Here is a 15,437-nt window from a genome sequence, read left to right as displayed (position 1 = left end):
CCATGCCCATTGCCTCGACCATGATCAGCCATGACCAGCCTGCGCCAGCCCAGACGTTCAAACGTCCTCTGCTTGGCCGCTGGCTTTCCACCCTGCCGGTCTTCCTTCTGCTGACCCTGACCCTGGTCATAGGCACCGGGGAGATGCTCCATGGCCAACTTCTGCGCATGGGCGAGCGTCTGTTCGGCGATCCGGCTGCCGGTGTGCAGTACTTCATGCTGCGCGCCGATCCGGTGACCCCAACCTGCGATCCCAGCCCCGACCTCGATGCTCCGCTGGCCAGGCAGCCCGCCCAGACCAGCAGCGATATCGACGACCTGTTCGACGCGACCGAGGTCGACCCGCAAGCGCAACGCAGCGCCCTGCAACGTGCCGCTCGACTCTGCGCGCAGCGGCATACGCTGCACGCGGCCGTCGTCGCGCACATGACGCCCGAACTGAAACTGTTCCGCAGCCTGGAAACCTCGTTCTTCGGCATCTTTCGCTTCGGCACCGACAACCGCGCCCTGCTCCTGCTGCTGCTCATCGCCATCGCCGGCATCACCACCACCCTGCGCAACCACCATATCTCGCTGCGTCCCGCCAAGAGCCGGCTCGATCACCGCGTCTCGGCTGCTGGCATGGTCATCGCCAATGCCTTGCTGGTGTTTTCCTGCAGCCATTACCTGCATACCCTGCTCAACGCCGACCTGCCACTGAACAGGCCGTATCTCAATGGGCTGTGGATCGCGCTGTTCAGCTGCCTGTGCCTGATCAGCGTCTACCACTTGCTCAAACCACCGGCGGACGCCGAGCCTGGCGGCAATCTGGGACTGGCGCTGCTCTGCACGCCGCTGTACGCCATCATGGCGATCAGTTCCTTCACCTCGTTTTCGCTGCAAGGCCACCATGGCGGCATCGCCATCTACCTGGGTCAGTTGGTCGAGCTGTCGGGTATTTTCCTCAACCTGGCCCTGTTCATCTGGGCCGGCATGCTGCTCAAGCAGACCAACGTGGTCGACCGCTTCCTCGATCTGGTTCGCCCCTGGCGTCTGTCGCCGGAGCTGCTGACCTGGATTCTGCTGATCGGCGCCGCCGTGCCGACGGCCTACACGGGCGCCTCGGGCATCTTCGTCATCGCCGCTGGGGCCATCATCTACCGCGAAGTGCTGCTCTCCGGGGGCCGCCGGCAATTCGCCCTGGCCGTCTCGGCGATGTCCGGCTCGCTCGGCGTGGTACTGCGCCCCTGCCTGCTGATCGTGGTGGTGGCAGCACTGAACAAGCAGGTGACCACGGCCGAACTGTACAACTGGGGGATCGCCGTTTTCGTCCTGACCTCGTCGCTGTTCCTGATCGCCTCGCAGGTGCTGCGTCAACAACGATTCAACATTGCCCATCCACGTGACGCCATGCCCGCCATGGCTCGCGCGCTGGTGCCAGTGGCCCCGTATATCCTCATCGCCATCATGGTGGTCTGGATCTACAGCTACCTGCTCGACACCCGGCTGAACGAGTTCACCGCGCCGGTGATGTTGCCGGTCATCCTGCTGGTGGTGCTGATCTTCGACAAGCTGCGCGGCGAGTCACTGCTGGAAACACCGAGCGCCCGCGCCATCGAGAACGATCAGGGCAACAGCCAGCGCAACTTCACCCAGGCCGTGGGCGCCGCCACTTACGACACTGTCGGCCATATCGGCGCGCTGACCTTGCTGATGGCCTTGTCGGTATCCACTGGCGGGGTGATCGAACGCTCCGGCCTCATGGAGCTGATCCCGCAGGACTTCCAGAGCATCTGGCTGGCACTGACCGCGTTGATGGTGGTGCTGTTCCTGATCGGTATGGTGATGGACGCCTTTGGCGTGGTGATCCTGGTATCGGCCACCATTGCGCCGATCGCCTATGCCAACGGCATTCACCCGGTGCATTTCTGGATGATCGCCCTGACCGCCATGGAGCTGGCCTACCTGTCACCCCCCGTGGCGCTCAACCATCTACTGGCCAGGCAGGTAGTGGGCGAGGCGGAGATCGCCGCCGCCGACAAGGAGGTGCGTCATATGGGCTTCTACTACCGCTACGAGCGCTGGATCCTGCCGATGACGGTAATGATCGTGGCGCTGCTGATCGTCACCTATGGCGGTGAACTGATCGTCGAGCACGGTGCGCAGACGCTGGAGCTGTGGCGCGGCTGGCTGCCACAGTGACCGGGCAACGCCCGCCCAGCGCAGGGCGGGCGCCAGTTTTCAGGGCCGGTGTGGGCGCGAGAGGAACTCGTGCGACTGCATTTCCAGCAGACGGCTCAGCGTGCGCTGGAACTCGAAGCTCAGGCGGCCGCCGGTATAGAGATCCTTGAGTTCCACCTCGGCGGAGATGATCAGCTTGACGTTGCGGTCGTAGAACTCGTCCACCAGGTTGATGAAGCGGCGCGCCATGTCGTCCTTGGCCACGCTCATCTGCTCGACATTGGCCAGGATCACCGCGTGGAAGATCTTGCCCAGCTCGATGTAATCGTTCTGGCTGCGCGGGCCGTCGCACAGCTCGCGGAATTCGAACCAGGCCACGTCCTCGCATATCCGCACGGCGTGGATCGCGCGGTTCTCGATCATCAGCGCCTCGTTCTCCACCATGTGGGTGCAGTCCGGCAGCAGGCTCTGGAAGCTCTTGCGCAGGCTGTCTTCAGCGGCCGGGCCGAGCGGGAAGTGGAACAGCTCGGCCTGCTCCAGCGCACGCAGGCGATAGTCGACGCCGCTGTCGACGTTGACGATGTCGGTGTGTTCCTTGAGCAGGGCAATGGCCGGCAGGAAGCGCGCGCGCTGCAGGCCGTCCTTGTACAGGCCGTCCGGCACGATGTTGGAAGTGGCCACCAGGGACACGCCGTTCTTGAACAGCTCTTCCATCAGCGTGGCGAGGATCATGGCGTCGGTGATATCGCTGACGAAGAACTCATCGAAGCAGATCACCCGCGCCTCGTCGGCGAAACGCTTGCCGATGATGGTCAGCGGGTTCTTCTCGCCCTTGAGGGTCTTCATCTCCTCGTGCACGCGCTTCATGAAGCGGTGGAAGTGGGTGCGCATCTTCTGCTCGAACGGCAGTGCATCGAAGAAGGTGTCGACCAGGTAGGTCTTGCCACGCCCGACGCCACCCCAGAAATACAGGCCCTTGACCGGCCCCTGCGGCTTCTTGCCGAACAGCTTGCCCATCAGCCCGGATTTGCTCTGGTCACGCGCGATCAGATCGTCGTACAGACGCTGCAGATGACGGACGGCATTTTCCTGGGCCGCATCATGGAAGAAGTCTGGCCGCTTGAGATCGGCCTGATAACGCTCTAGGGGGGTCATGATTCGTTAGCCGGGCAAGTAAAAACGGGGGCGTCACTTTAGCGACGCCCCCGTTGCTTGGCAATCATGGCCGTAGTCCGGATGCAATCCGGGGGATAGTGGCGATGCGTGCCCCTGATTGCATCCGGGCTATTTCATTCCTGCGGCGCCAGCGCCTCACGCAGACGGGCGATGGCATCTTCCAGCGCCTGGCCGTCAGCGAACTCGGGGCTGCTCGCCACGCTTTCACCGTCGATCCAGACCGAGAACAGCTGACCTTCGGCACGCACATCCAGCGGTTCGCCAGATTGCAGACGCTTGTTGATCATGCCGGCCGACTTGCCATCGGCGAAGGATTTCGACAGCAGCAATTGCTCGCCATCGGCATCGAGCAGACGGAAACGGAAGCTGCCGTCTTCATCGCGGAAGCTGACGAAGCGTGCGCTCTTGGCGGCTTTCTTCTTCTCGCCAGCAGTGACCTGCACCTGTTCGCGGAACGAGCGCAGGCCCACCGCCTCGCGCAGCTCGCCGAGGAACGGCGTGGCGATCTTGCGCGCCTTGGCTGCTCCGGCGAGGAGGATGTCCTCGAGATCGGCTGGCCTGGCGATCAGCGCGTTGTAGCGCTCGCGCGCCTCGCCCAGAGTGTCTTCGAGCAACTGGTACAGACAGTTCTTCGCCTCGCCCCAGGCCAGGCCGCCTTCCAGCTCGGCACGGAACTCGGCCTGCTGCGCGTGGCTGGCAAAGGCCTGGTACAGGGTGAACAGGTGCGAACCCTCGGCATCCTTGGGCTCGCCCGGCAGTTTGGAATCGGTGACGATGCGCGCCACGGCGTCCTTGAGCTGCTTGGCGGTGCCGAACAGCGGGATGGTGTTGTCGTAGCTCTTGCTCATCTTGCGCCCATCGAGGCCGGGCAGCGTGGCCACTTCTTCCTCGATCACCACCTCGGGCAGGACGAACAGGTCCTTGCCCTTGCCGAACAGATGGTTGAAGCGCTGGCCAATGTCGCGGGCCATCTCCACGTGCTGGATCTGGTCGCGACCGACCGGCACCTTCTGCGCGTTGAACATCAGGATGTCCGCCGCCATCAGCACCGGGTAGCTGAACAGGCCCATGGTCACGCCGGCATCCGGGTCTTCGCCCTGCTCGACGTTCTTGTCCACCGACGCCTTGTAGGCGTGCGCACGGTTGAGCAGGCCCTTGCCGGCGACGCAGGTCAGCAGCCAGCACAGCTCGGGAATCTCGGGAATGTCGGACTGGCGGTAGAAGGTCGCCTTGTCGGTATCCAGGCCCAGTGCCAGCCAGGTGGCCGCGATTTCCAGGCGCGAGCGCTGGATGCGCGCCGGATCATCGCACTTGATCAACGCGTGGTAGTCGGCGAGGAAGTAGAAGGAATCCATCTGCGGATCGCGACTGGCAACGATGGCCGGACGGATGGCGCCGGCGTAGTTGCCCAGGTGCGGCGTGCCGGTGGTGGTGATACCGGTAAGGATACGGGTGGTCATGATCAGATTCGCTTTGCTTGAACTATTTCGCTGATCGCGCGAGCCGGGGCCGCGGGACGCCTTGATGCCAGATTGGTCGTAGGGTGCGCACGGCGAACCCTGCGCCACGTTCACAGACGCGGCAGAAGGAGTTCCTTCAGATCCGTCAGCTTGCCGTGAAAAAAGTGACCGCATTCTGCCACTTTCAGCAGCTCATGGGCACGCCCGAGATGGGTCGACCAGTCGTACACGGCCTGCGGCTCGACCACTTCGTCGCTATCGGGCTGGATCACCACCAGCGGGCACTGGCTGGCAGGTGGCGTCTCGGCGGTCAGCCGATGCACCGCCGGCGCCACCATGAACAGCTTGCTCGGCACCTGCCCCTGCGCCTCCAGGCGCGCACCCAGCGCCGCAGCGACGAAGCCACCGAAGGAAAAGCCCAGCAGCGTGACGGGCAGGTTCGGATATTCCTCCTGCAGCCAGGCGGCAACGGCTTCGGCATCGTCCACCTCGCCGGTGCCCATGTCGTGACTGCCGGAACTGGCGCCAACGCCACGATAATTGAAACGCAACGTGTGATATCCATAGTCACGTGCGGTGCGCTGCAAGGTGCTCACCACCTTGTTGAGCATGGTGCCGCCCTGCACCGGGTTGGGATGGCAGATCAGCGCCACGCCTCGGGCGTCCGGTACTTCCAGCAGAAGGGCTTCGAGTTGACCCACCGGGCCTTGAATGAAAAGAGGGGTTTCGCGACTGAGCAACACTGAACTCCGTGACCCCGCAACGGGTCGACTCGTCTAGCAAACTGCCTGTGCGGCAAATGAACCTGTTCAGCGTCTCGAGAGCTCGCGCAATGCACGGCAAGAACAGGAGAGAAAGCGCAGTGTACTGGTGTACATGAGCATTCCGAACCTGTTTTTAACCCAGCAGTGCCGACGCGCAGTAGACTCTGAGCAGGTTCTGGTCGTATACAGCACAGGCTCGAGCCGCTAACGTAAAGCAAAGCCGTTTTGAGAGGAAGGACTCGTGGAACAGACCGTTACAGCCTGGTTGATACCCGCCCTGACCCTGGTGGTCGGCATCGCCGTGGGCTTTGTGCTCGCCCGCCTGGCCCCCAATGCTGCACCGGGCCGTACGCAGCGGCAGATGGATGAAATGCAGGCACGCTTCGAGGCCTACCAGAACGAAGTGGTGACCCACTTCAACACCACCGCCAGCCTGGTGAAGAAACTCACCCAGAGCTACCAGGACGTGCAGGAACACCTGTCCGACGGCGCCAACCGCCTGGCCCTGGATGAGCTGACCCGTCAGCGCCTGCTGGCCACCCTGAACAGCACCGAAGCAGGCGAAAAGCGCGAGCGCCTGACCCCGCCGAAAAACCATGAAATGCCCAAGGACTACGCGCCGAAAAGCGACGGCCCGGGCATGCTGGACGAGAGCTACGGGCTTAAGAAGTAACCCGCCAGGCAAAACACGGAGCCCCGCGGATTGCGGGGCTTTTTATTGGGCAACGATTGCAGGAGCGAGCGCTGTTCGCGAACGCTTCGCGAGCGGAGCTCGCTCCAACGACCGGCCGGTGCCTTGCGGGGCAAGCAATGAAAAAGCCCCGCTAATAGGCGGGGCTCATCATGCTGCATCGCGAGTTTTAGATCGCGCCGCGGCTACGCAGCAGATCCAGCACCGCCTTGACGCCCTCCTCGACCGACTGCGCCTGGGTGTCGATCACCAGATCGGCATCCAGCGGCACATCGTAGGGGAAGCCTTCGCCCGGAATGTTGTCGCCACCAGCGGCATACAAGCCCTGCGGATCGCGCTCGGCGCAGATCTGCGGCGAAGCCTGGACGTAAACGGTGATGACGCGCTCGCTGCCGATCAGCGCCTTGGCCTGCTCGCGCCCTTCGGCATCCGGTGCCACGAACGCAGCCAGGGCGATCAAGCCGGCCTCGTTGAACTGACGCGCTACATGGGCGGCGCGGCGCCAGTTTTCGGCGCGGCCGGCGCGATCCTGCGGCAGGCCCTTGTTCAGGTCGTGGCGCAGGTTCTGGCCATCCAGCACGTACACAGCGCGGCCCATATCGAACAGCTTGCGCTCGACCGCATAGGCCAGGGTGCTCTTGCCCGCTCCAGACAAACCGCTGAACAGCACGGTGGCTGGCTGCTGACCGAAGCGCGAAGCACGCTCCTCGGTCGACACATGCGCCAGACGACCATGCTGACCGCCGCCATGAGCGACCGGATCGGCGATGATCATGCCGGCACCGACGGTGCCGTTGGTCAGGCGATCGACGATAATGAAGGCGCCGGTGGTGCGGTTGTACTCGTAACCATCCAGGGCGATCGGCGCATCCAGTGCCACCTTGACCCGGCCGATCTCGTTGAGCTTCAGCTCGCTGGCCGCGCCCTGCTCCAGGGTGTTCACGTCAACGCGATGCACAATGCTCGGGATAGAGCCCGGCACGTAGCTGGTGGCGCGCTTGATGTCGTACTTCTTGCCCGGCAGCATCGGCTCTTCGCCCATCCAGACCAACATGGCCTCGAAGCTGTCGGTGACCTGCGGACGGTTGTCGGCATGCACCAGCATGTCGCCACGAGAGACGTCGATCTCGTCTTCCAGGGTCAGGGTAATGGCCTGGCCCGGGCCGGCCTGCTCCAGCTCGCCCTCGAACGTGACGATGGACTTGACCTTGCTGGTCTTGCCCGACGGCAGCGCCATGATCTCATCACCCTTGCGCACGATGCCGCTGGCCAGGGTGCCGGCGAAACCGCGGAAGTTCAGGTTCGGGCGATTGACGTACTGCACCGGGAAGCGCAGGTCGTCGAAGTTGCGGTCGCCAGCGACCTCGACGGTCTCGAGAATCTCCATCAGCGACTGGCCGGTGTACCAGGGCGAGCGCTCGGACCTGTTGACCACGTTGTCGCCCTTGAGCGCCGACATGGGCACGAACTCAAGGGTGGTCGGGCGCAGGTTGATCTTCTCGGCGAAGGCCAGGTAGTCGGCCTTGATCTGCTCGAACACGCCCTGGTCGAAGTCCTTGAGGTCCATCTTGTTGACGGCGACGACGATGTGCTTGATGCCCAGCAGGGAGGCGATGAAGCTGTGGCGCCTGGTCTGGGTCTGCACGCCGTAACGGGCGTCGATCAGGATGATCGCCAGGTCGCAGGTCGAAGCGCCGGTGGCCATGTTGCGCGTGTACTGCTCATGGCCGGGGGTGTCGGCGATGATGAACTTGCGCTTGGCGGTGCTGAAGTAGCGGTAGGCCACGTCGATGGTGATGCCCTGCTCGCGCTCGGCCTGCAGGCCGTCGACCAGCAGTGCCAGGTCGATGTCATCGCCGGTGGTGCCGACCTTCTTCGAATCCTTGGTGATGGCTTCCAGGTGATCTTCGTAGATCATCTTGGAATCGTGCAGCAGGCGGCCGATCAGCGTGCTCTTGCCGTCGTCGACGTTGCCACAGGTAAGAAAGCGCAGCAGTTCCTTGCGCTCGTGCTGAGCCAGGTAAGCGAGAATGTCCTGGCCGATCAAATCGGATTGGTGACTCATGGTGCGCGATCCTCAGAAATAGCCCTGACGTTTCTTTTCTTCCATCGACCCGGCGGCATCGTGATCGATCACGCGGCCCTGGCGCTCGGAAGTACGGGTCAGGAGCATCTCCTGGATGATTTCGGGCAAAGTCAGTGCCGTGGACTCCACCGCCCCGGTCAGCGGGTAGCAGCCGAGGGTACGGAAACGCACCATCTTCTTGGTGATGCGCGCCTTCTCTTCATCGGACAGGTGCTCGAGGATGCGCTCGTCATCGATCATGATCAGCGTGCCGTTCTTCTCGATCACTTCGCGTTCGGCGGCGAAGTACAGCGGCACGATCGGAATCTGCTCCAGGTAGATGTACTGCCAGATGTCCAGCTCGGTCCAGTTCGACAGCGGGAAGACGCGGATCGACTCGCCCTTCTTGACCTTGCCGTTGTAAACGTTCCACAGCTCCGGCCGCTGGTTCTTCGGGTCCCAGCGGTGCTTGCTGTCGCGGAAGGAATACACGCGCTCCTTGGCGCGCGACTTCTCTTCGTCGCGACGCGCGCCACCGAAGGCGGCATCGAAGCCGTACTTGTCCAGCGCCTGCTTGAGGCCTTCGGTCTTCATCACGTCGGTGTGCTTGGCACTGCCGTAGGTGAAGGGGTTCATGTCCTGCGCCACACCATCAGGGTTGATGTGGGTGATCAGATCCAGACCCATCTCGCTGACCATCTTCTCGCGGAAGCGGTACATCTCCTGGAATTTCCAGCGGGTATCGACGTGCATCACCGGAAAGGGCAGCTTGCCTGGGAAGAACGCCTTGCGGGCCAGGTGCAGCATCACGGCTGAATCCTTGCCGATGGAATAGAGCATCACCGGGTTGTCGAATTCGGCGGCCACTTCACGAATGATGTGGATGCTTTCCGCCTCCAACTGCTTCAGATGGGTCAATTTGTCGAGCATGGCTACTCACGGTTTGCTGTTATGGGGCCGGCGGGCCGTGGACGAGCGCGCACTCTAACACAGCGTCTGCTTATACTCAGGACGCTGGTTAGACCGAAACGATCTAGCGTTATGCCTGCCCGTGCGGGCGATTCAGATCGGGTTGGGGCAGTCGATGAACAGGTGTTCGAGGGCGAAACGCCGCGCCAGATAATCCCCCAGGGCCTGCACGCCGTAGCGTTCGGTAGCGTGATGGCCGGCGGCGATGAAGCTCACGCCATTCTCTCGCGCGCTGTGGAAGGTCTGCTCGGAGGCTTCGCCGGTCAGGTAAAGATCGACACCTGCAGCAATCGCCTGGTCGATATAGCCCTGCCCGCCGCCCGTGCACCAACCAACTCGACGAATCAGCCCATCGCCCTCGACCAGCAGCGGCTCACGCCCCAGCGTTTGCTGCACGTGCCGGGCGAAGTCGGACGCGCTCATCGGCTCTTGCAGCGAGCCGACGAGGCCGACGGTGCGCGGATTTTCCGGCTCCAGCGGCCCCTCGACGACGATGCCCAACTGCCGTGCGAGCTGCACGTTGTTGCCCACCTCGGGATGCACGTCCAGCGGCAGGTGATAGGCCAGCAAGCTGATGTCGTTGGCCAGCAACGCTTTCAGGCGGCGCTGCTTCATGCCGGTGACACAGGGGTTCTCGCCCTTCCAGAAATAGCCATGATGCACCAGCAGCACATCGGCCTCGGCCTCGATGGCCGCTTCGATCAGCGCCTGGCTGGCAGTGACGCCGCTGACGATGCGACTGACCTGCGGACGCCCCTCGACCTGCAGGCCATTGGGGCAGTAATCATTGATACGCGACGCGTTCAGAAAGGTGTCAGCTTCTTCCACTAACGTGCTCAGGGCAATGGCCATGAAGATTCCTCACAAGCTGTTGCGGGCCGCTGCCTAATTGGCGAGCTCCTCATTATAATGCGCCACCTTAAGGGCCGGATTTGGCCCCCGCAACCCTCAGGATTGTCTCGATGCCCCAGGCACTGCGTTTTCTCGGTTGGCCCCTGCTGGTCGGTGTGTTGTTCGCACTGCTGCTGATTCAGCGCTACCCGCAGTGGGTCGGCTTGCCACGCCAGGACGTGCAACTGGTGCAAGCACCGCTCTACAGCCGCCTGCAGGAAGGCCCGGTGTCCTACTCCGAGGCAGTCGATACCGCATCGCCAGCAGTGGCCAACCTGTACACCACCAAACTGGTGAGCAAACCGGCCCATCCGCTGTTCGAAGATCCGACCTTCCGCCGCTTCTTCGGCGACAACCTGCCCCGCCAGCAGCGCATGGAGTCGAGCCTCGGCTCGGCCGTACTGTTGAGCCGTGAAGGCTATCTGCTGACCAACAATCACGTGGTCAGCGGCGCCGACCAGATCGTCGTTGCCCTCAAGGATGGCCGCGAAACCCTGGCACGGGTGATCGGTAACGACCCGGAAACCGACCTGGCCGTATTGAAGATCGACCTGCCCAATCTCCCGGCGATCACCCTGGGGCGCTCCGACAGCATTCGCATCGGCGACGTCACCCTGGCCATCGGCAACCCCTTCGGCGTCGGTCAGACCGTGACCATGGGCATCATCAGCGCCACCGGGCGCAACCAGCTGGGCCTCAACACCTACGAAGACTTCATCCAGACCGATGCGGCGATCAACCCCGGCAATTCCGGCGGCGCACTGATCGATGCGCACGGCAACCTGGTGGGCATCAACACCGCGATCTTCTCCAAGTCCGGTGGCTCGCAGGGCATCGGCTTCGCCATTCCTGTGAAACTGGCCATGGAGGTGATGCAGGCAATCATCGAGCATGGCCAGGTGATTCGCGGCTACCTCGGCGTCGAGGTGCAACCACTGACGCCGGAGCTGGCCGAGTCCTTCGGTCTCGATGGCCGTCCCGGCATCGTCGTCGCCGGTGTCTATCGCGACGGCCCGGCACAGAAGGCCGGCCTGCAGCCTGGCGACCTGATTCTCAGCATCGATGGCGAACCGGCCAGTGACGGTCGCCGTTCGATGAATCAGGTCGCACGCACCACGCCTGGCGACAATATCCGCATCGACGTGCTGCGCAACGGCAAGCCGCTGCAGCTGACCGCCGAGGTCGGTATTCGCCCTCCCGTTAACGGCAACTGATCGGCGCTCATTTTCAAGTGGGAACTTTTCTCGGTTGAGGTTATTGTAATGTTATTACATAAACACCAATCATCCAGAGACTCTTCCCCTTGCGCGTCACTTCCGCCTTGCTTGCCGGCAGCCTGTTAACACCCTGCACTCTTGCCGCCGAATCTCCGGCCCAACTGGCCGACAGCATCATCAGCGCCCCCAGTGAACAAGCCGATGGGCCGGTGCAGGGCTACCGCGCCAAACGCTCATCCACTGCCACCCGCACCGACACACCGATCAGCGAAATTCCCCAGGCCATCAGCGTGGTCCCCGCCCAGGTGCTGGACGATCTCGGCAGCAGCCGTATCGACCGCGCCCTGGATTTCGCTGGCGGCGTCTCGCGGCAGAACAATTTCGGCGGCCTGACCTTCCTCAACTACAGCGTGCGCGGTTTCACCACCGGCGAGTTGTATCGCAACGGTTTTGCCATCAACCGCGGCAGCTACAGCTCGCCGGACGCATCGGCCATCGAGCGCCTGGAAGTGCTCAAGGGGCCGGCGGCGGCTCTCTACGGCCGTGGCGACCCCGGTGGCCTGGTCAATATCGTCACCAAGCGCCCGCAACTGCAGCCCTTCACCCAGTTCAAGGCCAGCGCCGGACGCTGGGATCGCTACCGCAGCAGCCTCGATGTCAATACGCCGCTGAACGAGGACGGCACCCTGCTTTCGCGGGTCAACCTGGCAGTGGAAGACAACGGCAGCTTCCGTGATCACCTCGGCAACCAGCGACAGATCATCAACCCGACCTTCAGTTGGCAGTTGTCGCCAGACACTCTGCTGATGATCGACAGCGAGTTTTCCCGCACCGACTCGGTGTTCGACCGTGGCATTCCCGCCGTCAACGGCAAGATGGGCGCGGTCAAACGCTCGACCTTTCTCGGCGAACCCAATGACGGCAAGATCCGTAACGACAACCAGTTGCTGCAGGTCAGCCTCGAGCACTATCTGAACGATGCCTGGAAGCTGCGCCTGGCCAATCACTACAGCCAGGGCACGCTGGACGGCAACAGCTCCGAACCGTCACGCCTGATTGGCGATCAGGTCACGCGCTTCTATCGCGAACGCAGCTTCGAATGGAACGACAGCATTACCCAGGCCGAACTGCATGGGCAGTTCGAGCTGGCCGGCTGGCAACATCAGACGCTGCTGGGGCTGGAGTACGAGAACTATCGCAACAGCCAGAAGTACCCGCAAAGCGTTACCGGTCTGGGCTATGGCCAGGACATCTACAAGCCGATCCATGGGCAACCGAAACCCACCATCGTCAATCCCAACGACTTCCACGAGCACAGCGAAAGCTACGCCCTCAACCTGCAGGATCAGATCAGTTTCAACCAACGCTGGAGCGGCCTGCTCGGCGTGCGCCTGGAGCGCTTCGAACAGACCGCATTGAACCGCAGCGCCCGCGTCAGCAACGAGCAGAGCAAGGATGTCGCCACCCCGCGCGCGGGCGTGCTCTATCAGCTGACACCGGAGGTCGGCGTGTTCGCCAATGCTTCGATGTCGTTCAAACCCAACGCCATCGGCGCTCAGGGCCAGGTGTTCAAACCGGAGAAGGGCCTCGGTTACGAAACCGGCCTCAAGCTCGACCTGCTCGACAGTCGCATCGGCGCCACCGTGGCGCTGTTTCATATCGACAAGGAAAACGTGCTGACTGCCGACCCGAACAACCCCGGCGACAGCATCGCCGCCGGCAAGGCGCGCAGCCAGGGTCTGGACCTGCAGATCAGCGGTCAACTCAGCGAGGCCCTGAGGGTCATCGGTGCCTATGCCTACATCGACGCCGAAGTGACCGAGGACAACAACATTCCTGAAGGTAGCGACCTGCTCGGCATCGCCCGCAACAGCGCCAGCCTGATGAGCGTTTACCAGTTCCAGAGCGGCGCACTGCACGGCTCCGAACTGGGCGCCGCGATCACCTACGTTGGCGACCGTTCCGGGCAGACCGGCAGCGATTTCGAGTTGCCGGCCTACACCACGGTCGACCTGCTCGCACGCTGGCAGGCCAGCAAAGACCTGAGCCTGGGCCTGAATCTCAACAACCTGTTCGACCGCAAGTACTACGAGCGCTCGTTCAACAGCGTCTGGGTAATGCCCGGCGACCCTCGCAATCTCAGCGTCAGCCTGACCCTCAACCTTTGAATCGGAGATTCACATGCGTATTCCTGCCTACCTGCTGCTCGCCGGCCTGTTCGCCAGCAACAGTGCACTGGCCCACGGCCTCTGGACCGAAGAGCGCCGTGGCAATATCGAAGTCGTCTATGGCCATGGCGCCGAGGACAATGCCTTCAAGGCACAAAAGATCAGCGGCGCCTGGGCCTATGACGCAGCCGGTCGAATGATTCCGGTGACCGTCGAACGCCTGGCCGATCACGCACGCCTGCAACCCTTGAAGACACCCGCCGTGCTCGGCGTGGCGCTGGACAATGGCGCCTGGTCAAAGACCCCGGAAGGCCAATGGATCAACCAGGGCCGCAGTCAGGTGCCGAACTCGACCCAGTCGCTGCACACCTACAAGTACAGCCTGGCGATCTACAGCGAGGGCGCCAAGCTGCCCGACCTCGAGCCGCTGAAACTGGTCATCGTTCCGCAGGTCGATCCGCTCAAGGTCGGCCCTGGCAAACCGCTGCCCGTGCGCGTGCTGGCCGACGGCAAGCCGCTGGCGGGCGTCGAGCTGGTCGGCGACTATCGCGGCGCGCCGCATCAGGTCAGCGCCAAGACCGATGCCGAAGGCCGCGCTCAGGTGATAGTGCGCAACGAAGGGCTGAACATCATCAGCGCGGCGGTCTACCTGCCGGTAGAGAACGACCCCAACATCGAAAGCCGCGGTCTGTTCACCTCGCTGACTTTCCTCGGCGAGCCGCATCACGAGTAAGCCCCCTCTGTGCCATGAAAAAAGCCGGTGACGCTGACGCGCCACCGGCTCTCTTCAGACTCGCCTGGATCAAAGGCCTTGCAGGGCGTCCAGCAGTGCCTGGTTCTGCTCCGACGTACCGATGGTAATGCGCAGGAACTGGGCGATGCGCTGTTGTTTGAAATGGCGCACGATCACCCCCTGCTCGCGTAGCCCGGCCGCCAGCGTGGCGGCATCCTTGCCCGGATGACGAGCGAAGACGAAGTTCGCCGCCGAGGGCAGCACCTCGAAGCCCAGTCCCTGCAAACCGGCGACCACCACCTCACGGCTCTCGATCACCTGTTGGCAGGTTCTCTCGAAATGATCGCGGTCCTCGAACGCCGCCGCAGCACCGGCGATGGCCATGCGATCGAGCGGATAGGAGTTGAAGCTGTTCTTGATTCGCTCCAGCGCTTCGATCAGATCCGGGTGGCCGACCGCGATGCCAACGCGCAAACCAGCCAGCGAACGCGACTTGGACAGGGTCTGGGTGACCAACAGGTTCGGGTACTTGTCGACCAGGGCGATGGCCGTCTGACCACCGAAGTCGATATACGCCTCGTCTACCAGCACCACGCTGTCCGGGCTGTTCTGCAGCAGGCGCTCGATGGCCTCGAGCGGCAGCAGGCAGCCGGTCGGCGCATTGGGGTTGGGGAAGATGATGCCGCCATTGGGGCGGGCATAGTCCTCGACGCGGATCTGGAACTGCTCGTCCAGCGCCACCTGCTGGTAATCGATACCGTACAAACCGCAATACACCGGATAGAAGCTGTAGCTGATATCCGGGAACAGCAGTGGCGCCTCGTGCTGGAACAGGCCATGGAAGGCGTGCGCCAACACCTCGTCGGAGCCGTTGCCGACGAACACCTGAGCGGGCTGCACACCGTAATAGGCGGCCACCGCATGCTTCAGGCGATCCCCATTGGGATCCGGGTACAGGCGCAGATCATCGTTCAGCTCGGCCTGCATCGCCGCGATGGCCTTGGGCGACGGGCCGTAGGGGTTCTCGTTGGTGTTGAGCTTGACCAGCTTGCTCAGTTTGGGCTGCTCACCCGGCACATAGGGCACCAGGTCCTTGACGAAGGGGCTCCAGAATTTGCTCATCTGCCCTTCTCTCCTCGAATGC

General features: G+C 62.9%; 12 protein-coding genes. 5 read left to right on the top strand and 7 right to left on the bottom strand.

Annotated elements, in window-relative coordinates; all coding sequences use genetic code 11:
• Positions 1-2: 2 nt before the first annotated feature.
• The gene (locus ACN0X6_RS16990; protein WP_417705715.1) at positions 3-2,180 is read left to right on the top strand and encodes a TRAP transporter large permease subunit; all 2,178 of its coding nucleotides are present in this window, start codon (positions 3-5) and stop codon (positions 2,178-2,180) included.
• A gap of 39 nt (positions 2,181-2,219) precedes the next feature.
• Here the strand turns inward: ACN0X6_RS16990 and zapE are convergent, their stop codons facing one another.
• The 3 genes from zapE to ACN0X6_RS16975 form a co-directional block, all read right to left on the bottom strand.
• Complete coding sequence (gene zapE, locus ACN0X6_RS16985) at positions 2,220-3,314, bottom strand: cell division protein ZapE (RefSeq protein WP_417705713.1); 1,095 nt, start codon at positions 3,312-3,314, stop codon at positions 2,220-2,222.
• Positions 3,315-3,448: 134 nt separating this feature from the next.
• Positions 3,449-4,795, bottom strand: coding sequence for a tryptophan--tRNA ligase (locus ACN0X6_RS16980; protein ID WP_417705711.1), 1,347 nt, complete (start codon positions 4,793-4,795; stop codon positions 3,449-3,451).
• Positions 4,796-4,905: 110 nt separating this feature from the next.
• On the bottom strand, positions 4,906-5,535 hold the full coding sequence (locus ACN0X6_RS16975) for an alpha/beta hydrolase (RefSeq protein WP_417705709.1): 630 nt from the start codon (positions 5,533-5,535) through the stop codon (positions 4,906-4,908).
• Between the two features lie 265 nt (positions 5,536-5,800).
• On the opposite strand from ACN0X6_RS16975, the gene ACN0X6_RS16970 reads away from it, so the two are divergent.
• Positions 5,801-6,232, top strand: coding sequence for a YhcB family protein (locus ACN0X6_RS16970; RefSeq protein WP_160019485.1), 432 nt, complete (start codon positions 5,801-5,803; stop codon positions 6,230-6,232).
• A 187-nt stretch (positions 6,233-6,419) separates the two neighbouring features.
• Here ACN0X6_RS16970 and cysN read toward each other — a convergent pair whose 3' ends face one another.
• From cysN to ACN0X6_RS16955, 3 genes are all read right to left on the bottom strand, one after another.
• On the bottom strand, positions 6,420-8,315 hold the full coding sequence (cysN, locus tag ACN0X6_RS16965; protein WP_417705707.1) for a sulfate adenylyltransferase subunit CysN: 1,896 nt from the start codon (positions 8,313-8,315) through the stop codon (positions 6,420-6,422).
• A 12-nt stretch (positions 8,316-8,327) separates the two neighbouring features.
• The gene (cysD, locus tag ACN0X6_RS16960; RefSeq protein ID WP_074675866.1) at positions 8,328-9,245 is read right to left on the bottom strand and encodes a sulfate adenylyltransferase subunit CysD; all 918 of its coding nucleotides are present in this window, start codon (positions 9,243-9,245) and stop codon (positions 8,328-8,330) included.
• A 132-nt stretch (positions 9,246-9,377) separates the two neighbouring features.
• A complete protein-coding gene (locus ACN0X6_RS16955; RefSeq protein WP_417705704.1) occupies positions 9,378-10,136 on the bottom strand; it encodes a Nif3-like dinuclear metal center hexameric protein in 759 nt (252 codons plus the stop codon).
• A 110-nt stretch (positions 10,137-10,246) separates the two neighbouring features.
• Between ACN0X6_RS16955 and algW the strand changes: the two genes are divergently transcribed.
• The 3 genes from algW (at position 10,247) to ACN0X6_RS16940 (ending at position 14,293) form a co-directional block, all read left to right on the top strand.
• Complete coding sequence (gene algW / locus ACN0X6_RS16950; protein WP_417705702.1) at positions 10,247-11,389, top strand: Do family serine endopeptidase AlgW; 1,143 nt, start codon at positions 10,247-10,249, stop codon at positions 11,387-11,389.
• Positions 11,390-11,478: 89 nt separating this feature from the next.
• Entirely contained in the window at positions 11,479-13,560 is a 2,082-nt protein-coding gene (locus ACN0X6_RS16945; RefSeq protein WP_417705700.1) for a TonB-dependent siderophore receptor, read from the top strand.
• A gap of 13 nt (positions 13,561-13,573) precedes the next feature.
• A complete protein-coding gene (locus ACN0X6_RS16940) occupies positions 13,574-14,293 on the top strand; it encodes a DUF4198 domain-containing protein (protein WP_417705698.1) in 720 nt (239 codons plus the stop codon).
• 69 nt (positions 14,294-14,362) lie between these two features.
• Here ACN0X6_RS16940 and hisC read toward each other — a convergent pair whose 3' ends face one another.
• Positions 14,363-15,415 (bottom strand): histidinol-phosphate transaminase, encoded by a 1,053-nt coding sequence (gene hisC, locus ACN0X6_RS16935; RefSeq protein ID WP_417705696.1) that lies wholly within the window; start codon positions 15,413-15,415, stop codon positions 14,363-14,365.
• Positions 15,416-15,437: the final 22 nt, after the last annotated feature.

It is taken from the genome of Pseudomonas sp. (assembly GCF_048269965.1).
Taxonomy (GTDB): Bacteria; Pseudomonadota; Gammaproteobacteria; order Pseudomonadales; family Pseudomonadaceae; genus Aquipseudomonas.
Note: the sequence above shows the minus strand (reverse complement) of the source record. Positions and strands in the feature narration are given on the sequence as shown.

Coding starts and splice junctions, on each gene's coding strand:
- ACN0X6_RS16940 (WP_417705698.1), top strand. CDS start 13,574: ATGCGTATTCCTGCCTACCTGCTGCTCGCCGGCCTGTTCGCCAGCAAC.
- ACN0X6_RS16990 (WP_417705715.1), top strand. CDS start 3: ATGCCCATTGCCTCGACCATGATCAGCCATGACCAGCCTGCGCCAGCC.
- zapE (WP_417705713.1), bottom strand. CDS start 3,314: ATGACCCCCCTAGAGCGTTATCAGGCCGATCTCAAGCGGCCAGACTTC.
- hisC (WP_417705696.1), bottom strand. CDS start 15,415: ATGAGCAAATTCTGGAGCCCCTTCGTCAAGGACCTGGTGCCCTATGTG.
- ACN0X6_RS16980 (WP_417705711.1), bottom strand. CDS start 4,795: ATGACCACCCGTATCCTTACCGGTATCACCACCACCGGCACGCCGCAC.
- cysN (WP_417705707.1), bottom strand. CDS start 8,315: ATGAGTCACCAATCCGATTTGATCGGCCAGGACATTCTCGCTTACCTG.
- algW (WP_417705702.1), top strand. CDS start 10,247: ATGCCCCAGGCACTGCGTTTTCTCGGTTGGCCCCTGCTGGTCGGTGTG.
- ACN0X6_RS16955 (WP_417705704.1), bottom strand. CDS start 10,136: ATGGCCATTGCCCTGAGCACGTTAGTGGAAGAAGCTGACACCTTTCTG.
- cysD (WP_074675866.1), bottom strand. CDS start 9,245: ATGCTCGACAAATTGACCCATCTGAAGCAGTTGGAGGCGGAAAGCATC.